Raw genomic sequence first — 21322 nt, 5'->3', positions numbered from 1 at the left:
ACACTATCAGCATATAACAGCATGCGGAATATGGTTTAATAAATAAATTCAATCGTGTGTTTCACCCCGTCATCCGGCAATCTCAACATACAAAGATTCTGTTTCTTATCCGGACACCATGCGGTAACCTTGAACTCCGTTTCCATCCCTTCATTCAGTTTTTCCGCTTTCATCTTCCTTACTTTCTGTCCGTCAATAAGCGCTTCCTTCGGCATCTGACTGGTATAAATGCAAAACATCAGGTTGCGTTCTCCCGGAAGGGCATACTTCTCTCCCGCCCTTTCCCCGATTTCAAGCACATATCCCTTTTCCGTTGTCCGGCAAGATACAGGAGTACGCATAAATTCTCCACGCTGATATCCCAGATCAGTTCCTGCATCTTCATACAGGGAGAAAGACGTTTCACCGCCCGCCGCAGCCGGAAATACCTCAAATGTAATCGGATAAACGGGCTTCTCATCCGTATAATTCATCACAGGCATCTGAGGGATGATGCTTCCTTTACGCACAAACATAGGAATGGTATTCAGCGGAGCATTTGCCGTAGTCCACTGTTCGCCGCTATATTCCGTGCGCTTGTCATTATAATCAATCCAGGTACCTTCGGGCAGATAAACATTCTTATTAGTTGCCCCCTTCTTCACCACCGGAGCCACCAGCAGTTCGCTGCCAAACATGAATTGTGCATCCGTAGAAACCGTTTCCAAATCCGCCGGATATTCCATAAACATGGGGCGCATAATCGGCAAACCCGTTTCATGCGCTTCGCGGGCATAAGTATAAATATAAGGCAGCAAGCGATACTTCATTTCTATGGCAGCTTTAACGTTCTTCTCCGCTTCTTCCCCAAAGAGCCACGGTTCTACCGCCACATCTCCTTCATGGTGAATACGGCTCAGAGGATTGAACGCTCCCAACTGTACCCAACGGGTATAAAGTTCCGCCATGGCGGGATAATCTTCAATATCCCCGCAATAACCTGAAATGTCACATGCCACGAAAGGAATCACACCCAGTCCGGCAGATAAAAGTACCGGGATCTGATTAGCCATCTGTCCCCAGCCTTGCAACACATCATCTCCATTGCCGCAATCTCCGGTCCAGCCGAAGGTGTAACGCTGTAATCCTGCATAGGCGGCGCGTGTCATCTGGAAGACACGAAGATCCGGATTCCGTTTCTCAAACTGTTCCTTTACCACCTTGTCCCAGGTTAGGCCGTACACGTTATGAATTTCATCGTGCATACCCAGGTGGTGCTTCATGACAAGGCGTTCCGTTTGTTCCTCATTGCTCCAGGCAGGTTCACCCATATCCGTCCAGAAGCCGGCAATACCGTCATTGATCGGTTTCTGCTGATAGGCTCCCCACCAGTCCGCCACTTCGGGAATGGTAAAGTCCACCACACCGCAGTTGCCGCCCCAGGGCCAGGGCATATCATAGCTTCTGCCCGTGGTGGAGTCTTTCACCAGATAGCCGAGGCGGTCCGCTTCTTCCCATTGCTTTTTGTTGGCCTGGGAGATGACAGGGTCTTGCGAAACAATCACTTTGAAGCCCATCCCTTTGAGGTCGGCAAGCATCTTCTTGGGGTTCTGATAGTTTTCTTTCCGCCAGTTGAAGTCCTGTAGGTATTGTGTCCAGCCAATGTCCTGATAGATGATGTCGCAAGGAATGCCACGCTTACGGTATCCTTCGGCTATTTCATAAGAGAGCTTCTCGGTAGTCAGCAAGCCACGGCATTGCGCAAAGCCCAGTGCCCACTTCGGAGGCATGATGGGTTGTCCGGTTAATGCGACATACTGTTTCATGATTTCCTTATAATCCTTACCGAAGATAAAATAGTAAATCATCTCCCCACCGGGAGCTTCAAAACTGTAATAATCACGGCTTTCAGTGCCGAATTTGAATTCTGTCTTATACGTGTTATCCAGAAATATACCATAGCGATAACTGCTCATAAAGAAAGGGATACTCTTGTACAGGGGATCTTCCACAACGCTGTAACAAGGTTTATCACTGTTCCACATCTTATAATATTCGCCACGACGGTCCAGCTTGCCGGTCTTTTCACCCAAACCGAAGAAATGCTCATCCCGGCGCAAAGTCTTATACTCCACTTTACGTTCTCCATCGCTGATATGCCCCTTGTCGGCATAGTCGCTAAACAAGAGCTTCTGATACTTGTCGAATATCTGCAAGCTGAACGGAGCCTTGTTGATGCGGATACGCAGTTTAGGTGTAAATATCTCATAACAGGCATTCTGTTCGTCCACCCGGACAGTGCCTACATCTTCCAATTCTTCATTAATCACCGCAAAGGAAGGATTTCCCCGCTGCAACTTACCGTCCGGCGAAAACCAGACGCGCACAACGGAGGAACTGCAAAGTTGCAACTGCACAGCCGAATTATCGTCTAAATGAAACGTAACGTCTCTCCCTTCCTGCGAATAAGAAGTACAGTTTCCCGTTACATTTCCGCAATATAAATTCGGAGACAGACTACACAGTATTAAAAATAAATATATATATTTTCTCATGGTTCTATATCTTTTATAATATGTTCTTTTCTATACGGTTATGGGCAAAACGATGATCCTGTATGATAAACATCCTATGTGTGTATGATAAATATTTACGTAACAGGGCGATTGTGAGATCAGTCATATAATTAGGGTATCTCAGTATGATACTTAGGGTACCTCAGTATCATACTTAGGCTACCTCAGTCGTATACTGAGATACCATCACTGTAATATAACTGATAATCAGATGTTTAACAGGAAGTCTCTTTAGCGCTGAAAAAATGAGACAAATAGGCTATTTGAAATGATAAATTAGTTCCTTTCTGTACCATTTTGAATCAACCCCAATAACCGTTTTATTCTATTACAATCATGCTCCAGTATTTCAGTGAAGGAAGCGTAAAGGTTATCGCTCCGTCTTTCTGTTCAAAAGCTAATTCCTGCGAAGCTCCGGCATGTGCGTCGGGAGTAGCCACCCACACTTTGCTCACTTTCCCCGCAACATTCAGCTTCAAGGGCACTTTAGTCACCAACCGTGGTTCGGGCATTGTCCCGTTCAGATCTCTCCAACTCAGGCTGTTTGCACTAAGGAAGTTCAGCAGATGAACCACCTGTTTGCCGTTCACCCTTCTGGCGAAAGAAGTAATGGCTGATTTCTGTGGCGGCCAAGTGTTCAGATTCAGATTCTTGCTCGCATCCGTACATACCAAAGTTACCTTCTCCTCCTCCCCGCCATCGCGAAGAAGATTCTGATAAGCAGTCATAAAGTCATAATAGCGCACAACAGCCGTCTTCAAGGCATCATTCATCTGCAAACGGGTATTTGGAAAATATTCACTGCACAACATGTGGTCGCCTCCCAATTCCAGGTGCGAACCTCCCAGAGCAAACATCACCGCATCCGTCAGCAAGATTCCCGGCATATTGAACTCGCCGGAACCTTTTTCATAATTCATATAAGCCGCAAACACCGTCTTCAGTGCCTGATTTCCGTACTGATGGTTGGCTTTCAGGATCGTATATAAATCCGTGAAATCAGCTTCATCCCCCCAAACTTCATTATACAGGAAATCCACTTTCCCCGTACCTGCAATCTGGGATGCGCCATAGCTGCTTACTGCATTCATCACCAAGCGCTTATCAGGATGTTTCCCCTTCATAGCTTCAATAAACGAAACATAAGTCTTAGGCAAATTCACCTTATTCCCCTTGTAATCATAGCGATCACCGCGGTTTCCCAACTGGTCTATCTGATAGCCGTCAAAGTCAAAATTGGCATAAACATCATCGTTGCGCTGGGCAATATATGCCTGCCATTCGGCATTACCCGGATCGAGCAGATAAATATTGCTCTTCCAACTGTCAGGCAACGTATGCGCATCCTTATCCGTATGCCCTGTGCCTTTAAAGATGTACCATTCTTCTTTCACACCGTCACTGGCTGCATCATCGAGCGCACCGAAACAAAGATTATAGAACATAGCCTTCATTCCAAACGAGTGCTGGATGCGGATATAATCCTTTACCGACTGTGTATAGATATCCCGGTTGGCAATATCTTTATATACCACATCGAGATGTTCACGCGTACCGCCTAACGGCCAGTGGTGCTTGTTGTGCCAATCCTGAAACTGCACACCATTGATATGGCAGCGGTTCAGAAAAGCCATTTCCTCCTGAATTTTACTTTCCGTTTTAGAAGCGTCGAAGGTGGCGACAAAGCCATAACGCGGGAAGCGTGTCCAGTCGCTGGATACATCGACGGCAATAGTACCGAGAATGACTTCCGTACCGTCTTCTTTAGTGCGATAAACGTCCGCCAGATATCCGGTGAAATCCGTTGCAGGGGCAGTCCACGTCCAGGAACTGCCTGCGACTGCCTGTTCGGAAATTACCTTGTTCAAAGTACGGTAACGTATCTTTGCTCCCGCAGGCAGGGCATCGGCTGTGAAAGAAACGGTTTCACCCGGCCGGTAACAAGCCTTGTCAGTGGTCAGGTTCACGGTTAAATCGGAGGTAACGGGAGTGACATCAGTCACTCCTCCTGTTTCTCCTCCACCACCGTTACCACCGCCGGTTTCATCATTGTCTTTGCTGCACGAAGCCAAAAAGAACATGGCAGCCATTGCATAAACTATATATTTCATCCTATTGAATTATTAATTAGCTACGAGCTACGAGCTACAAGTTACTACGCTGTACTCGTGGGCTAATAACCCGGCTATCATGCCGAAAGGCACTTGTAGCTCGTAGCTAGTAGCTTGTAGCTATTTCACAATCGAAATCGTCTCTTCCAGTTGATTCAGAGTAATCTTATAAGAACCTGCCGTCGTGATCTTCCATTTCAGGTCGATGCCTCCAATCATTACATCCGGATATTGAGCTTTGAAAGCATCGCTGGCCTTATCCAGGAACAACATTGGTTCTGCCTCGCCCGAAGGCTGCTTATCAGCTACGGTCGGCATAAACCAGGCACCGTTCCAGTCCTCTTTCTTATCACAGGTCAGCTTCAACTCACCCACATTCAGTACACCTTGCCAGGTAAATACATACGGATTATCCGTGGCCTGCATCGGCGTGGCATCTCCAATGCTCCATCCCGCAGGCGCAGCATCCCCTACCATATAAATCATCTCATAAGGAACAAATTCGCTCATCATCATGCGCTCTTTCCCTACACGGATATCGACACATAGCTTATAGGCCTTACCACACTCGGCATCTTTCAGCACCCATTTATTGTCAGGATCAAACCCTTTCACAAATACCATTTCCGTATCGGTGTAAGCGGCATCGGCATTCTTTGCCTTATACATATTCTCCCAGCTTCCTTCCGAAGTTCCGAACTTGAATTCCCCACCCTGGCCTGCATCGAACAAACGGGCATAGCGGAACAGGAACGGATCGAGCACATCCTTTTTCATCGGCACAAATCCCCAATCGTTCATACCTCCAACGAAATAAAGCTGATCGTAAGCCGGTCTGAGATTCTCGGTCTGAGTCAAGGTGACAACACCGGTAAACAGATTCGCTTCAACAACATAGTTGAACTCCTCTTCAATTGTAAACGGTTCGTCCGGCTGATCGGCACTGGTACGAAGCACCAGTTTTCCGTCAGTTCCTTTGTTGTACGACGGCAAGAAAGAACCCAACGTAGTGATAAACTTGAAGGAACCCGCAGTCATTTTTCCCGTCCATGTAAAGATACCATTGTCTTTCCGAGTCATTTCCGTTGCATCGTCCGCACTCCAACCGCCGGGAGTGGCATCACCTATCAGGTAAAGAGTGGAAGTCAACGGTTTGTAGGCAGTGACACTAAAAGAGGTGGTGGCTACCTGCGTCTCTTCCCGATCCGTTACTTTGGCTGTCAGGCGTGCTTCCAGAGAGATGTTTTCAGTAGCTTCCGCACCGAAATGCTCACGAAGGATGTTATTCAATTCCTCCACGTTCTTCTTCCAGGTATATTCCTGCCCGACGCTCTCCAAAGCCACATAAGAAGCGGCAAAATTACTGCCCGCCTTGGCAAGTTCCAGTGTATAGGAAATCTTATTTCCCGTACCATAATTCGTGCCCGTTGTCCAGGAGAGTTCCAAGGCATCATCGCCATGCGCCTGTTCGTTCAAAACGACTTCCGTGTTGCTGGTGGAAAGCGCCAGTTCATTGTGCCCCTTGTCCAGTTCCATATAGTCATTGTCCACGCATGCAGACAGTGCCATGCAACCCAGCAATGCAAATACTAAATGTGAAATATATCTTTTCATCTTCTTCTTCTGATTTAAGTGATTAATAACCCGGATTCTGTGTCATCAGTATATTCGCATCCATTTCCGTCTGCGGAATGGGGAACAACAGGCGATTCTTGTTCACACTGTTCTTGCCGATGGATTGCAGGAAACGGATGGCATACTCTCCATTATTGACGCGGATCATATCGAACCAGCGATGTCCTTCGAAAGCCAGTTCCATGCGCCGTTCGTGAATAATCTTCTCACGCATCGCCTCCTGCGACAGACCCGAAACTTCCGGCAGTCCGGCACGTTTGCGAACTATATTCAGGGGAGCGGCCGCTTGCCCGGGTTGTCCCATTTCATTCAGCGCTTCCGCTTTCTTCAGCAAGACATCCGCGTAGCGGTACACAACAAAGTTATTGGGGTTCGTATTGTATTCCGGCGAAATGGTCTTGGACACCAGAAATTTGCGTACGTTATATCCGGTATTAGAATAAGAACTCTTGTAAGTCTTTCCGTCGAAGTCCGGACAACCTGCATAAAGAACCGTCAGCTCTTTCCGTTTGTCACCTTCTTCATACTGGCTCACAAATTCTTCCGTAGGCTGGTTCCAGCCGTAGCTGCCTGCAACAAAGTCCGAGTTACGGGGTCCCATAAAAGTGGAAAGCCAGGAAGACTGACCGTCCGTTCCCCAGAAATCATATTCCGTACTTCCGGAATACTGCACTTCAAACAGAGATTCGGGACCGTTATTGATGGTAGCATCGAAGTTATTTTCATACTTACAGGTGGAAAGGTCGTAACCCAGGTTCGTAATCTCATTGCACAGTTCCACCACGTCTTCATAATAGCTCGTATGGTTAGGAGCCAGTGTCAAGTAGATATCCGCCAGCATGGCAAGGGCGGCATCCTTACAGGCACGTCCTTTTTCTTCTTCATTATATTCCGCTTTCGCCGGAAGCAAATCGACCGCATTCTTACAGTCCGAAATGATCTGCTCATAAGTCTGATCCAACGTAGTGCGTGCTATTGCAGTAGATTCACCCGGATTATAAGGTTCCAGACGCAAAGGAACGCCGCCATACAAACGGGCTAAGATATAATAGTAATGGGCACGAAGGAAATATGCTTCACCCATACAACGGTTCTTTATGCTTTCCGATACGGCTTCGGCCTGCGGAAGACTGGTCAGCACAATGTTACACTGCCCGATGCCTACCCACGGAGAACGCCACATATACAGGGCCATACCATTATCGCTCTGCGTGATAAAGTTGGATGCCTGTATGGTTTCCAGACCGTCCGTACCACCGCCTGCACCTACCAGGCTGTTGCCCGCAACGATATCCAGCGACCACATACGCTGGTTGTAAAGATTGGAAGACTGAAGCGCCTTGTAGCAAGCATTTGTCAGTGCCACGGCCACATCATCGGTCACGGTTGTTTCAGGGTCAACGGCATATTTGGGCGACTTATCCAGGAAGTCATTACATGATACCAGCATCAATACAGCCAGCACGTATAGTAAGTTTGTTATCTTTTTCATATCCAAATCAATTAAAAGTTAAAGTTTAATCCTACACTGAATGTACGGGAAATGGGATAACGGGACAAATCAATACCGTTGATATCCACCTCCGGATCGAAACCGGAATACCCGGTAATGGTAGCCACATTCTCACAGGAAAGGGAAAGGCGTGCATTCTCTATCTGCAACTTCTGCAACCATTGTTTCGGGAAGGTATAAGAGAGAGTGATGTTCTTCACACGCAAGTAAGATCCGTCTTCTACAAAGCGGTCGGATACACGGCAGTTCTGGTTAGGATCGCCGAACACGGCACGCGGCATGGAGTAGCTTGTCCCCTCTCCGCGCCAACGGTTCAGTACATCAGTCGTCTGGTTGTATGCGGCAGCCATACCGACATTGTCGATATTGTTGGCGTTATAAATCTTATTGCCGGCCACTCCCTGAAGGAATACGGAAAGTTCGAATCCTTTATAAGACAAGTTATTGTTCATTGAGAAGAACCAACTGGGATTGGGATTGCCAATCACCGTGCGGTCACTATCGTTGATGACACCGTCGTTGTTCAAATCCCTGAAACGGATATCACCCGGTTCAGCTCCCGGCTGCACGGCATGCGCATCCACTTCCGCCTGGTTTTGGAACAAGCCGTCCGTCACGTAGCCGTAGAAGGCATTAATCGGATAGTCTTTTGCCAGCATCGTGACATACGAGTTATTGATCTGGTTGATATAGTAAGGAACCGCGCTGTTCAGGTCCTTAATCTTATTCTTATTATAAGTGGCGGTCACGTTTGTTTCCCAACCCAGTTCTCCGGTCAGGTTGATGGTGTGTAGACTCATTTCCAAGCCCTGGTTGCGCACTTTACCGGCATTCGTATAAGTGGTGGTGGTATCTTCAAATCCCGATGTGATGGGAATGGATGCCTTTACCAACATATCCCTTGTCTCTTTCAGATAAGCATCCAGTGAGAATACGATCCGTGAATTGAACAGGGAAGCATCAAAACCGATATTCGTCTGTGCCACCTCTTCCCAATGGATGTAAGGATTGGCAAGCGTAGAAGAAACCAATGCGGTCTGATTGCCGCTCGTTGTTCCGAATGGATATACACTGGTATTGTAAGATGCCAGGTAACTATAATTGCCGACACTTGCCTGGCTACCCGTCACTCCATATCCTACACGTATTTTCAGGTCGTTCACAACGTCATTCTTCGGGAACCAGCTTTCCTGTGAAATGCGCCATGCGGCAGATACAGAAGGGAAAGTACCCCAACGGTTCTTTTTACCGAAACGGCTGGAACCATCGCGACGGACAGTTGCCGTCAGCATATAGCGGTCTTCGTAAGAGTAGTTGATACGTGCCATGTAAGAGAGCAATGCCCATTCATTGGAACTGCCGCCAATGGCGTACATCTCCTGACCGTTATCCATTTCATGCACATTGTCGAACATGAAGACGTTCTTCTGCGCATTCAGGTAATCATTCTCATTCCACTGTGCAGATGAACCTGCCATCACTCCCACACGATGCTTTTCTGCAAAAGTATGGTCGAATAGGAAATAGTTATCCCACAGGTAAGTGAATGATTTATTATCGCTCTTGTAACGTGAAGTTTCTTCCGTCGGAATAGGCTTCCAATTATATTTCGGAGTGAAGTTATCGATGAACCAGAATTTGGCATCGTAACCGAAAGTACTCTTGAATTTCAGCCATTTGGTAAAAGTCAGTTCCGCCGTCAGGTTGGCAAGGAAGTTATAACCTTTCGTCTGGCTCTTGTTCAGTTGCGTAGGCCCTATCGGGTTGCGGATGCTACCGTACCATTCCGAATTACCTTCCGGGCCACTCCATGAGCCGTCTTCATTCTTCACAGGAAGAACGGGAAGAGCTTTCAGTGCATCACCGATATTATAGCTGCCCGAATCCTTCGTATCAGTACTGAAAGTGATATTATTGGAAAACTTCAACCACTTCAGCACCTGTGCGTCGCTGTTGGACTGAAACGTAAAACGGCGATAGTTTACACTGCGCACCGTACCCGACTGATCGAGAAAACCACCGGACACATAATAATGAGACTTCTCATTTCCTCCGGAATAACTTACCGTATAGTTCTGCATCACACCCGTGCGCAGCAATTCGTCCATCCAGTCGGTACCTGCACCCAGTTCCGAAGGATTTGCCCAATTCGGGTTCGGGTTGCGACCGCTGTTCACCATCATATCATTACTCAAATCGGCATACTGGCTTGCGTTCAGCAAAGAAGGAACGTTCGTGGCATTCTGGAAAGCACAATTAGCCGATACCGACAATTTGCCTTTCCCTTCCGTTCCACGCTTGGTGGTGATCATCACTACCCCATTGGCTCCACGCGAACCGTAAATGGCTGTAGCCGATGCGTCTTTCAATACGTCCAGGCGTTCCACATCCGCCATGTTCAGTGAAGACAGACCCAGGTCGGTAGGCACACCGTCAATCACCACCAGCGGATCGCAGTTATTAATGGAACCCAGACCACGAATCTTGATAGATACATTGTCACCGGGCTTTCCGGCATCCACTACCTGCACACCGGAGATGCGGCCCTGAATGGCTTGTCCCAGATTAGAAACGGGAGCATCTTTGATGTCCTTGCTTCCCAAAGAGGAAACAGCACCGGTGAGGTCACTTTTCTTCATGGTTCCATAACCGATAACCACCACTTCGTCCAGCATCTCACTGTCTTCCGAGAGTGTTACTATAATCTGTTTCTGTCCTTTTACGGGAACTTCCAAAGACTTATAGCCCACGAATGAAACTACTATAACGGCATCCGAAGGCACATTCAGCGAGAAATCGCCATCAATACCCGTTATCGTACCGTTCGTTGTGTTCTTCTGCACCACACTGGCACCGATAACGGTTTCTCCGGTCTGGTCTTTCACTACACCTTGTACTGTGATTTGCTGTGCGAACATGCACATCGGAAGTAACATTCCTATCAGACAAACCATGATTCGAAGCCTGATCGGCATTTTGTACTTTTGCATAATATAAGAGTTTAAAGTTAATAATAAAAATATAGATTCACATACATTTGTCCCCTCTGTGAAGGAACAATGCAAATGTATCTGATAAGAGGAAGCAATAAGGGGGAAAAGAGTGAAAAAGTAGTAGTTTCAGGCGTTTTATAAGACATAAAACACTAATAATCAATGTTATCAAGAAGATGCATTGTTCCAAAAAAGTAGTAAAAATATAAGCGTAAGAAAGACACTTATATGCCTTAAAAGTGTGGTTTTAGTCTCTCGACTTACCTATTTTCATTACTTCCTGTTCCAGTTGGTCACGGTCGCCTGCAGCTTTATTGCGAACTTTGGTACGGTAATTATAAATGGTAGTCACAGAATAGCGCAGGAATTGGGCAATCTTCACACTGTCGGTAATTCCCAAACGGATAAGGGCGAAGATACGCAGTTCGGTACTCATTCGTTCGTTGGCCTTGGGGTAAATCTGCTCCCCTTCGGCAAGCAGGGTGTTGAAGTCTTCTACAAAAGTGGGAAACAGTTGCAAGAAGGTATTATCAAAATTGGCATAAAACTCTTTCAGTTCCTCTTCTATGAACTTGGAAGATTTGATGTTTTTGTATAGCTCATCTACCTTGCCCGTAGCGGCTATCTTGCCCAGTGAACGCCGATAGTTGTCCATCTTTTCCAGATATACGGAACACTGGTCCATATAGCGGCCGATGTATTCCTCTTTCAGGTAGGAGTTTTCGGCAATGATGTGGTTGGCTTCTTTCAGTTGCAGATTGTAGCGATGGAGTTCTTCATTCAATTCTTTCAGACGCTTGTTGGCATCTATCACTTCGTGGCGTGCGGCTGCTACGCGTTTCATTTGCTTATACACATAGAAGATGGCAATCAGCAGGAAGATGGACAGCAAGCTGATAGAGACTAACGCCCATTTCATTTGTTCCTGTTGCTTTTCGGCCTTTTGCTGGTAAGTGTCGTTGATGAGGGGAAAGATTTGCAGGATTTCCAGAATACGCAACCGGGCGTTGCAGAACACGGCATCGTCCATACACAATTTCAGATATGAATAGGCACGGTCTATGTCTCCTTACTGATAGAGCAACACAGCCAGTTTCCTCAAAGAAATATATTCGCGCACTGCGGACTTCATGTCTGCAATGGAGGAAAGAATCAAATACTCTTTCTCTTTTTCTGTGTCTTCTTTCAGGCGGTATGATTCTGATAAAGTGTAGGCACAGATTGCCACATCGTGCACATTGTCTATCTGTCCCGCCAGATAGTCGGTCAATAACTGGATGGCTTTATCGAACTCGCCCCGCACATTGTGCTGGTCGGACTGAATCAGCGTGTACACCAAAAGATTGTCTTTGTTGACCAGCAACAGGGAATCACGGTATCTATCCGTTATCTCGGCATAAAGTTTTTTCTCCTGTTCCGTAACGGCGTAATCGGCCATGAGGCCATAGACGGTACGGTAAATATGGTAATAATATGGGTGGAGTTCATCCGGCAGTTGATTGATTTGTACGTTGTGCATCAGGTCGATTGCTTCTTTATACATGCCTGCCGTACCCATAATCTCGGCAGTGTTCATGAGGGCGTTGTCCTGATGTTCCTTGTTTTTCAGTCGCAGGGCTACCTGGTATCTCTCGCGTGAGATGTAGAGCGAAGAGTCGGTGTTGTAGGAACGGTATTCATCCAGATATTCCCCCAACAGGGTAAAGCGGTTTTCGTCAGAGATACGTTGTCTCAAGGCTCGTCTCAGGTCGTTCAGCTTCTTTTCTTTTTGCTCGATGTATACAGGACGGTTTTGAATTACATGGTCCAGTTGGGATAAGAGGGAGTCTACAACATTGTTGGCGGCATGAAGCTGACACATACATACACAGCATAATATATATAAGAATGTGAGTATTTTCTTCATCTGAGTTTCGATTGGTTAAAGGTTACTTCTACAAGAAGTTCTATGCAAAAATAAGTAAAATTTAATAGAATCCCATGCGGATAGCACTTAAATCAGAATATCTTTAAAGGTAAAGCATTACTTGTCAAATAACATTCTTCAATCACCAGTGTTAGTAAACCGTCCTTCTGGCAGGGCTACAGCTATCTCCTGAGCGGATATAGATCGTTTTTACTATATTCCGTCCCGACATTGCCATGTAACATTTTCATACTTTCGAAAATTCTTTTAACCCCGCTTATTTACATTCATTTATAGTTCCGTATTTATTTCTTCAAAATCAGCATGATTAATCGCTGGAAGTAAAACATCTAATATATCTTTTGTCCTTAGTTTCAGGCTACAAGTATTTTCACATGGATGACAGCCTATATAATCTGCCTGGATAACGTCTTTATCAATTAATAATTTAACCTTATTCTCTTTGTCATAAATAAGTCCAAGAATACTTACAGCTCCGGGTATTGTAAAAAGGAGTGTTTCCATATCTTCATCAGAAGCGAAAGAAAGGTGTGAACTTCCTGTTTGCTCTGCAATACTTTTGGCTGATAGTTTTTTATTTCCCGAAAGTAGAAGCAAAAAATATTCTTTCTGTTTGTTGACCAAAAACAGATTCTTACAGGATGTAACACCCAATTCCTGCGCTATCGTCATACCTTCTTCCATAGTCATAATGGGAGGATGTTCTAAACGGGTGTAATCGATACCTAACCTGTCAAGTGTATTGTAGATTTCTTGTTTCATTGGTAGCTTTTCATTTTTCGGTCTATTTTTCTTTTCATTAAGAGCCTAAAGCACTTAATGAATATCTTAGGCATAGGATTACAAAGATAATCAATTCTTTTTTCCGGGTGTTAATAAGAGGATTATTTAAATATAAAAGGAGAAGATTAGATTAGCTATACTTAGCCATGCTTACGTTAATAAAAAGTAATTTTACGTTCTATGCAATCTATACAAATGTTTAAATCTTTATATTTGTATTGTGTTGGCTTCTAATGAAAAAGAAGCGACACTTTATTTTTTGAGGACGTTTTTATTATTACTCATATTTCGGAATCTGGTAAATTTCAAACCTACGAGTTAATAATAAGTAAACGGGTCTCACGCACATCGTATATATATATTTGTTATATATCCGTATGGAGCGTGGGACTGTTGCTTGTTATCATCGTAGGTGGGCTTTACCAGAGCCTCGAAATATGGATGCCATAGTAACAGTTCCCACGTTCTTCTATTTTATAACCCGCTTGCTTTGGGGAATTGACGGGCATATAATACTTATATCTGTAATGGAAACAGCCAACAGGACAAACGCACAGGCAAGGGGGCATTTCTCCTTTTCATGCTCTATTCTATTCAATGCTCCTACGGGGAATCATGTAAAACCCCCTCCTTCTTAGATGCAATCTCCCTCTAATAACTGTATCTAATAATAACAAGAAATTAGTGAAAACATCAAAACTAAAAAAACAAGTAATATGAAACGAATAACCATAGTATTATTCCTTTGTTTCATGGGCATTACCATGATAACAGCACAGCAAAAGACTTTTAAAGGTACATGGCTGTATGAACAAGGAGAAAAAAGCGGAACTATCCAGCTTGACCTGTATCAGAAAAGTGTTGAAAACGGATTCGATATGAATGGAGCCTTGTGCTACGGAACATTTGCCTTTTCCGATGGCAGTTACTATTCGATAGAAGAAGTTAAAGTAGAAGGCAACAATGCTTTACTACAAAAAGTATTTGATACTGAAATGGGAGAATTTAGAATGCAAATGACCTATAATTCTACCAATCAGTCTATTGAACTCAACACAAACGGAGCAAACGGTTTACCTGATAAACTTCTACTCAGGAAGTCGGATATTCAAAATCAGGAAACAAGTGCCGAGAGCCCCATTATTAATGAAGTTGACAATGAAACATCATCTCCTATTAATTGGACCGGTATTGTGGGGGCAATGATCCTGATTGTGATTATGATAGGTTATAGTCTTTTCATAATCAACAAGAAAAGTGAGTTCGATCAGGTATACACTTCAGAATACTTCTCGACAATCAGACGTTCTAACGGAAAAGACTCCCAAAGTTCTCCGGCAGAAGATGCGCAAGCCAAAGGATTGCTTGACAAGTTACGCCAAGAACTAACCGTATTTCAGAATCATCCGAACGATGCTTCATACCTGGTTGTATTAAAGAAAAAGCAATATAAAAAGTGTGCCGACTATTTACGTCAAGCAATAGATGTAGCTTCTACCCATCCTGAAGTAATATCTGATTTACAGCGATACGCACATATCCTTACAAATAGTCAGAGACGTTTGTTCGACGGTTCATATTCCGTCATGGTAGCCGCTGGTATTGCAACACTATTGGTGGGTTATTTGATGAGTGATATTTTGATTGCCATTCTTTTTGCAGGGGCAATAGCCGTTTATTATTTTGCCTCTTTTGCTCCTCAATATCTTATACTGAATAAAGTGGCTAATTGCTCTCATGCTCCAACCGGATTTTTAGGCACATTGGCACAAATTGTAGGAAATGCGAAAGTTATCACTTATATATTTGATACTCAAGACCCCATTGATACTATTACCGGAGATAATAAATATCGTTATGATGATTACTCGCAAGTACAAGCCTCTGTATTTATTGTTATTTTAGCTTACTTGCTTACAGGTATTGGCATCATGTACATTGCTTGCTGGCGATTTTTCCGCAATTTCATTATGCACTAAATACTCATCGCTACAATAGAAAAATCCTGTACGTTATATTAATATGTACAGGATTTTTTAATATGACAGAATATAGTCAATTCACAACCAAAGAGGATTATTTTAAATGCGACCTCCACTCCTACCCGGTTATCTCTATCTTTTTGATGATCCGCGCAGGATTGCCGGCCACAATTGTCATCGCAGGAACATCCTTTGTCACCACACTACCGGCTCCCACAATGGCTCCGTAACCAATCTTAACGCCCGGTAGTATCGTGGAATTTATACCTATCCAAACCTTGTCTTCAATCACAATCGGGCGACCGTATGTGGCACTACGGCTCTCCGGATTCACGTCATGGTTAATCGTAATCAGATTCACTTTCGGTCCGATAAACACCTCATTACCTATCGTAATTCCACCTCGTCCGAAAAACGTGCAGCATTGCTGGATGAAGCATCCCTTACCGATAGTTACGGGCTTTCCGTAATCAATGTAGAGTGGCGGCAGAACAGTGGTACTTGCATCCAGTTCCTTACCCAAAATACGTCCCATATATTCATGCACTACTTCGGGAGTGTGATAACCTGTATTCATTTCGGTTGCGGTCTTCATTGTGGCGAAGATGTCAGTTATCAGTTCGTCATAGCCCAGTTCATTAGGTGAAACCATCTCACCACTTAAATCTTTTACAAAAATATCGTTCATAGCTTCTTTGTTTTTAATATTCTGCGGCAAAGGTACGTGAAACAGGATACATGGACTTTGTTGCACGGCTCAAAGTATTTTGTTCGGAAGGTCATAAATAAAAAAGCCTTGCAACGTCAAAAATTGTAAGGCTCACGATATTTTCTTATATCTCCTCTGTCGGAGGCACCCCATACATTCCCTTATATATCTTCGAGAAGTGAGAAAGGTTTTTAAAACCCACTTCAAAACAAATCTCCGACACTCTGCGTCCACCTCTCCTTATCAACTCGTGCGCGGCTTCAAGACGGCGTTGTATCAACCATTTCTGCGGAGAGAGATTGCTATATTTCCTGAAATCCCGTTTGAACGTGGAGAGACTGCGTCCCGTGTAGTTGGCTATTTCTTCTATTGACAGATCATTCATGTAATTTCGTTCCAAAAATTCAAGAATATCAATCTTCCAAGGATCGGTAAAGTCAAAAATGGAAGCATAAAGGTTTTTACTGGTATTGAGCAGTACATAAAGCCCCTCAGTCATTTTCAATTGGAGTAACTTATCTGTAGGCTGAATGTTTGAATTGAAATAAGGAGTCATAGACTCGAACAAGCTTACAATATCGGGGCGATTGGATGGTAGTTTGCAAAGACTTACCTTCTCTCGTTTCGCCTCCTCGGGTATTGTATCTTTGTCTAACTGATTGTAAAAATCACGCAGGAATTTTGTGGTGAACATCAGGAAAATAGCTTTAAATTGTTCACCGTCTCTCGCCTGTTTCGTCATCTGTACGCTGAAATCCTTGCGGATAAATGCGCAGTCTCCTTTGTATAAGCGGGTGATTCTCCCCCGTTCATTGATTTCCAGTTCACCGGAATACATATAGACCAACACGTGTGAATGATTCCGATGCAGGCAACTCACTCCCTCATTGAAGTACATTGCCAAAAAGATATCCGAATAACGCAGTGTATTAATTCCGTCCTCCATTTATTTTACTCAAGTTTAATTGACTAATGCGAATCAGAAGTAAAATTAATTGAGAAGATACTTTATGAATGAATTTCAACTTCTGATTTGTATAACTAATGAAAATTCAGAAGCAAAGGTAAACAAACTCAAGAATTAAAGAATGAAATAAGTTCAAATTTTCGGCAAACAATATTTATCTTTGCAACTGACGATCATAAAAACGCCATGTGATGGAAAATAAAATAAATCTATGCACAAATGAAATACTAACCAAAGTACCATCAACTGCAAAACTGGTATTTTACAAAATAGCGATAGAAGATGCCAACTTCGAGATTACTCCCGAATGGATTGAATGGGCAGCAGAATTAGCGCAAACCAAATATAAAACACCTCACATCATTGAATTAAGCCATAAAACCGATACGGATGACCAAATTTATTTAAGAGGGCTGACCAACGTTATTTTCGATGAACTTAATATAGATTTAAACGATATACCTACGATATGTAAATGCTATGGCATCTATCTTATAAGGCAAGGATTTGCTGAGAATAAAGATGTATATGAAATATTAACCCTGCTTGCCAACCTATTTATAGTGACAAATTACTATGTATTTTACGATTTCGACACTCTTTACTTAGCATATACAGAACTAAAAAAAGAAGGAGAACAAAATTATTGGGATGGATTAGATTTCAATAATAAGGAAGAATATACCAGAAAATATCTGGAACAATGGATAAAAAATCCCAGTAGTCAACTTTATAATAAATGGAATAAGAAATCTAAATTTCGAAAAACGGCAGAAATATATTTATTCAACCAATATACCTATTGGCTATATATTATTCTTATTTTTGCATTAGCCCTCATATTTTATTGGGGAATATATAAACTAGCTTCTAATAATATAATGACGACCATTACTGTATTAGCTTTTTCGACTAGTGCAATAATCAAAATTATATTCGAGATTGTCAAAGTAATAAATAAAAGGAAAAACCAATAAACTCCTTAATTATGTCTAAGCAGAAAGTTTTAGCAAAAATAAGAACTGCAAAAAAATGATATGCATTTCGTCATTTTAGAATATAACCTTACCTTTACTGGAAAAATCAAAATATGGCGAAAATCTTTCTCCACAAAAAGGGATGGAGAGACGACCAATACTATTGGTATTATATCAAAGTCAGAAAGATATGGTTCTGGAATAGTGAGTAACAAAGTAAATTGTATAATTATTTCCTGGTAATTGAATGAAAAATATAATCTTTTATAATTCGGAAAGAATACCAATTATGCAATGGTATAATTTCCTCTTGGTCGATAGAGGAAAGGAAGATATTCTGACTTTTGACGTAAAAATTCAGAAATCAATTTTTACTGTGGCTGCAACATATAATACTAATCAGAAGGATTTACTTGCCCTGAAGAACCATATCAATTTGTTGTATCAGCAACGTATTCATAAGATTGTATATTCTTCCTTGAACGAGCGGCTAAGGGTTGAATTGGAATGGGAGAATATGGGACATATCAAACAAAAGTTTGTGATTGTTGAAGAACAGACTGGTAGTTGTTTAGAAGTCGGATGTCATTTTGATCAGACATTTTTGCCTGAGCTGGAGGCTGATATAGATGATGTGCTTATCGAAATAAAAAACTTAGGGAAATGCCATGAATGAAATTCTTGTAAGAAATGAAGACGGTTCTTTTTTTATCCGCTTTTATGATTTTGAACGTAGTGTGAGTGTTGATTATCTTCAGTTTAGTCTTGAACTTATAAGTTCCATTTTAAAAGTTTCAACAGTTTGCAATGTTAGCATAGAGGAACTTCTTTTATTTAAGAAGAATTTGGGTTTAATGCTTCGTAAGTGCCACAAAGAATTTTCCTTTACTCCGTTAGGAGAGTTCTTCAGTCTTAGGTTCCAGATGAAAGAAAAAGAAATAATCCATTTGAATGGTTGTATTTCCGATACTCAAATGCCTCAAAGCTACTTAACTTTTCACAATAGTATTTGCGTTGATTATTTGTCAGTAATACTAATGCAAATAGAAAACGTAATGGATAATTTGGAATAGAACATTAGATAAAATGAAGAGTCTGTTTCAGACAAAATTATTGGTTATATTGTTTCGTTTTTTTATCCTAAAATATTAAGGTATCAGAATTAAGCATTATTTTTAATGAAAGAACAAAAAAAGAAAATGCAGTTATTATTGGAAGAACATTTTTCCCAATATGGGTTCAAGAAAAAGAAGCTTAATAATTATATACGCATTAAAGATGGTAATGTAATACAAGATATTGGCTTTACTACGACAACTCATGGTGAAAGACATGTGATCTATCTGAATCCTGTTGTAGGAGTTATTTATAAGGATGTGGATGAAATAATGGTACAACTTAGAGAAAGGACAAATAGTTGTCTTGAAATGTATACTCCCATGATTTGCCTCCCCATTGGTTATCTTATGCCTGAGAACGATTTCAAAGAATGGAAATTCACCATAGATACAGATGTCAGTGAAAGTGTTGATAACATGGCAAGAGCTATTATAGACTATGGTTTGCCCTATCTTGAAGAGTTGTCGAATGTGGACCAGGTGATTTATGGGCTTGTAGCTTCGAAGTATTCGTATATCGGAGAAGCAAAAGATTATATTTTACCTGTATTGTACTATTTGCATGGGAACAGTGAACAAGCATTGAAAACAGTAGAGGAGTCTATAAAAAAACGCTCTAAAGATATAAATATAGATGAATACAGGGTAATGCAAGCAATATATGGTGAGGATGCTATACAAATTCCATCTAATAAAGCTTTAGATTCTTATATGCCATTTGTTGAGAAGTTCAAGCAACTTTTGAAACAAAAAAAGTAATCTTAGGGCCTGTTTAAATTTTGCTCGGCAAGGGCTATCCCCAAAGCAGGATAGCCCCCTTTTCCACCTGAACATATAGAAGGTCTGACACATATCTGGTTACGAAAAACAAATAAGAAAGAAAAATATCAAGGAGGTTATACAGTCGGTAGTGGTGTTCGTCTCATTACCCTATATCCTTTCCCCAAAAGCAATCAACTTATTCTTGGGAAAGAAAGACCTACCCATAAATTACTGACATGGTATAAGGGATATGCTTCCGAACCTCAAAAAGAAAAAGACAATTGGTATATTGAATTTACAGAAGAAAGCGCAAGAAGATATTATCTGGAACGTCTGCTATTGCATGAGATTGGACATTATGTAAACGAAACATTGGTTCGTAATAAGGCAGCCAGATATAAATCTGAGAATAGTGCCGATAATTATGCTTTTAATATGAAAATAGATATATAAACAGAAGTAATTAAAAAATGGAGCAAAATCTTCAAACCGACGATAAAGACAGGCAGGAATACCCACTTACTGATATAGTGAAACTTGACGCCCCTCTCAATGAGCTACTACAGAAAGTGCCATCTACAGCAGAGATATTGGTTTATAAGCAACAAAATATCAACATCAATGCTCAATGGAAAGATTGGGCTTTAGAGATGTTGATGGCCGGATATGAGATGGAAAATCTTTTTATATTAGCTGGTGAAGACATTCATTGCAATCCTTTTGAATTTGCAGAATTAACAGATAAGATTTTCGAAGAACTGCATCTTAATGAAATCGACTCAAATTCTATCATTATATTATATAGCTTGTTCATAGTAAAATCAGTAATACAATCTCCTGATAAGAATAAAGTGTCTGCTGCTTTGAATAAACTTGAACAAGAATGTATAAATAATGAGTACAACACCTTCTTATACGATTTTTATTTGTTATCTAATGCCATAGACGAGTTGAAAGCATTAGGGGAGCAATGGTATTGGAATGATGCATCTTTAACAAAAGAGAATTGGTATGAATATACTCTCAGGTTCTTCAAACTGTGGATAGAAAATCCTGATCCTAAATATAAAATTCTACGAGAGAATAATTGCAATGCATCTCTCCCCAAAAAGAAGAATATATTCAGTAGACTTATTTCGTATATAAGACGAAAATAAAAGAATACCCATACATACGGCTAATTACGGCTGGACAAATTACAATATAAATCTTTTCAATATCAGAATATAGCCCTATCTTTACGCAAAAATATTAAACGTAAATAATGAGGATTAGATATGCCTTACAGGC

At 42.1% G+C, this 21322-nt stretch carries 14 protein-coding genes and 1 pseudogene; 6 read left to right on the top strand and 9 right to left on the bottom strand.

From position 1 onward, the window contains the following. Window positions 1–35: 35 nt before the first annotated feature. The 7 genes and pseudogenes from QZ135_RS03950 to QZ135_RS03920 all read right to left on the bottom strand — a co-directional run bounded on the left by QZ135_RS03950 (window position 36) and on the right by QZ135_RS03920 (window position 13496). Entirely contained in the window at window positions 36–2534 is a 2499-nt protein-coding gene (locus tag QZ135_RS03950; RefSeq protein ID WP_294606108.1) for a TIM-barrel domain-containing protein, read from the bottom strand. A gap of 341 nt (window positions 2535–2875) precedes the next feature. Beyond that, complete coding sequence (locus QZ135_RS03945; RefSeq protein ID WP_294606107.1) at window positions 2876–4666, bottom strand: glycoside hydrolase family 66 protein; 1791 nt, start codon at window positions 4664–4666, stop codon at window positions 2876–2878. 120 nt (window positions 4667–4786) lie between these two features. Then, window positions 4787–6280, bottom strand: coding sequence for a SusF/SusE family outer membrane protein (locus QZ135_RS03940; RefSeq protein WP_294606106.1), 1494 nt, complete (start codon window positions 6278–6280; stop codon window positions 4787–4789). A 22-nt stretch (window positions 6281–6302) separates the two neighbouring features. Beyond that, complete coding sequence (locus QZ135_RS03935) at window positions 6303–7793, bottom strand: RagB/SusD family nutrient uptake outer membrane protein (protein WP_029428161.1); 1491 nt, start codon at window positions 7791–7793, stop codon at window positions 6303–6305. An 11-nt stretch (window positions 7794–7804) separates the two neighbouring features. Further along, window positions 7805–10804: a TonB-dependent receptor gene (locus QZ135_RS03930; RefSeq protein WP_294606105.1), complete on the bottom strand. Its 3000-nt coding sequence runs from the start codon at window positions 10802–10804 to the stop codon at window positions 7805–7807. Window positions 10805–11054: 250 nt separating this feature from the next. Continuing rightward, window positions 11055–12713: pseudogene (locus QZ135_RS03925) on the bottom strand (DUF6377 domain-containing protein). Between the two features lie 291 nt (window positions 12714–13004). Continuing rightward, window positions 13005–13496, bottom strand: coding sequence for a prolyl-tRNA synthetase associated domain-containing protein (locus tag QZ135_RS03920; protein WP_294606104.1), 492 nt, complete (start codon window positions 13494–13496; stop codon window positions 13005–13007). Window positions 13497–14233: 737 nt separating this feature from the next. On the opposite strand from QZ135_RS03920, the gene QZ135_RS03915 reads away from it, so the two are divergent. Then, window positions 14234–15496: a hypothetical protein gene (locus QZ135_RS03915; RefSeq protein ID WP_294606103.1), complete on the top strand. Its 1263-nt coding sequence runs from the start codon at window positions 14234–14236 to the stop codon at window positions 15494–15496. Window positions 15497–15617: 121 nt separating this feature from the next. On the opposite strand, the gene QZ135_RS03910 is transcribed toward QZ135_RS03915, so the two are convergent. Further along, a complete protein-coding gene (locus QZ135_RS03910; RefSeq protein WP_294606102.1) occupies window positions 15618–16187 on the bottom strand; it encodes a DapH/DapD/GlmU-related protein in 570 nt (189 codons plus the stop codon). Window positions 16188–16332: 145 nt separating this feature from the next. Beyond that, complete coding sequence (locus QZ135_RS03905) at window positions 16333–17154, bottom strand: AraC family transcriptional regulator (RefSeq protein WP_294606101.1); 822 nt, start codon at window positions 17152–17154, stop codon at window positions 16333–16335. 212 nt (window positions 17155–17366) lie between these two features. On the opposite strand from QZ135_RS03905, the gene QZ135_RS03900 reads away from it, so the two are divergent. The 5 genes from QZ135_RS03900 (at window position 17367) to QZ135_RS03880 (ending at window position 21189) form a co-directional block, all read left to right on the top strand. Continuing rightward, entirely contained in the window at window positions 17367–18152 is a 786-nt protein-coding gene (locus QZ135_RS03900; RefSeq protein WP_294606100.1) for a hypothetical protein, read from the top strand. A gap of 247 nt (window positions 18153–18399) precedes the next feature. Next, the gene (locus tag QZ135_RS03895; RefSeq protein WP_294606099.1) at window positions 18400–18828 is read left to right on the top strand and encodes a hypothetical protein; all 429 of its coding nucleotides are present in this window, start codon (window positions 18400–18402) and stop codon (window positions 18826–18828) included. Beyond that, window positions 18821–19225 carry a hypothetical protein gene (locus QZ135_RS03890; RefSeq protein WP_294606098.1) on the top strand — a complete coding sequence of 135 codons (405 nt, stop codon included), beginning with the start codon at window positions 18821–18823 and terminating at the stop codon, window positions 19223–19225. The genes QZ135_RS03895 and QZ135_RS03890 overlap by 8 nt, the downstream gene beginning before the upstream one ends. Window positions 19226–19330: 105 nt before the next feature. After that, window positions 19331–20029, top strand: coding sequence for a DUF4304 domain-containing protein (locus tag QZ135_RS03885; RefSeq protein WP_294606097.1), 699 nt, complete (start codon window positions 19331–19333; stop codon window positions 20027–20029). Between the two features lie 473 nt (window positions 20030–20502). Then, window positions 20503–21189: a hypothetical protein gene (locus tag QZ135_RS03880; protein WP_294606096.1), complete on the top strand. Its 687-nt coding sequence runs from the start codon at window positions 20503–20505 to the stop codon at window positions 21187–21189. Window positions 21190–21322: the final 133 nt, after the last annotated feature.

The sequence above is a fragment of the uncultured Bacteroides sp. genome, from assembly GCF_905207245.1.
Lineage (GTDB): Bacteria > Bacteroidota > Bacteroidia > Bacteroidales > Bacteroidaceae > Bacteroides.
Note: the sequence above shows the minus strand (reverse complement) of the source record. Positions and strands in the feature narration are given on the sequence as shown.

Bases quoted from the DNA above. Each gene is read 5' to 3' on its own strand.
- QZ135_RS03950 (WP_294606108.1), bottom strand. From the start codon at position 2,534: ATGAGAAAATATATATATTTATTTTTAATACTGTGTAGTCTGTCTCCG.
- QZ135_RS03945 (WP_294606107.1), bottom strand. From the start codon at position 4,666: ATGAAATATATAGTTTATGCAATGGCTGCCATGTTCTTTTTGGCTTCG.
- QZ135_RS03940 (WP_294606106.1), bottom strand. From the start codon at position 6,280: ATGAAAAGATATATTTCACATTTAGTATTTGCATTGCTGGGTTGCATG.
- QZ135_RS03935 (WP_029428161.1), bottom strand. From the start codon at position 7,793: ATGAAAAAGATAACAAACTTACTATACGTGCTGGCTGTATTGATGCTG.
- QZ135_RS03930 (WP_294606105.1), bottom strand. From the start codon at position 10,804: ATGCAAAAGTACAAAATGCCGATCAGGCTTCGAATCATGGTTTGTCTG.
- QZ135_RS03920 (WP_294606104.1), bottom strand. From the start codon at position 13,496: ATGAAACAAGAAATCTACAATACACTTGACAGGTTAGGTATCGATTAC.
- QZ135_RS03915 (WP_294606103.1), top strand. From the start codon at position 14,234: ATGAAACGAATAACCATAGTATTATTCCTTTGTTTCATGGGCATTACC.
- QZ135_RS03910 (WP_294606102.1), bottom strand. From the start codon at position 16,187: ATGAACGATATTTTTGTAAAAGATTTAAGTGGTGAGATGGTTTCACCT.
- QZ135_RS03905 (WP_294606101.1), bottom strand. From the start codon at position 17,154: ATGGAGGACGGAATTAATACACTGCGTTATTCGGATATCTTTTTGGCA.
- QZ135_RS03900 (WP_294606100.1), top strand. From the start codon at position 17,367: ATGGAAAATAAAATAAATCTATGCACAAATGAAATACTAACCAAAGTA.
- QZ135_RS03895 (WP_294606099.1), top strand. From the start codon at position 18,400: ATGAAAAATATAATCTTTTATAATTCGGAAAGAATACCAATTATGCAA.
- QZ135_RS03890 (WP_294606098.1), top strand. From the start codon at position 18,821: ATGAATGAAATTCTTGTAAGAAATGAAGACGGTTCTTTTTTTATCCGC.
- QZ135_RS03885 (WP_294606097.1), top strand. From the start codon at position 19,331: ATGAAAGAACAAAAAAAGAAAATGCAGTTATTATTGGAAGAACATTTT.
- QZ135_RS03880 (WP_294606096.1), top strand. From the start codon at position 20,503: ATGGAGCAAAATCTTCAAACCGACGATAAAGACAGGCAGGAATACCCA.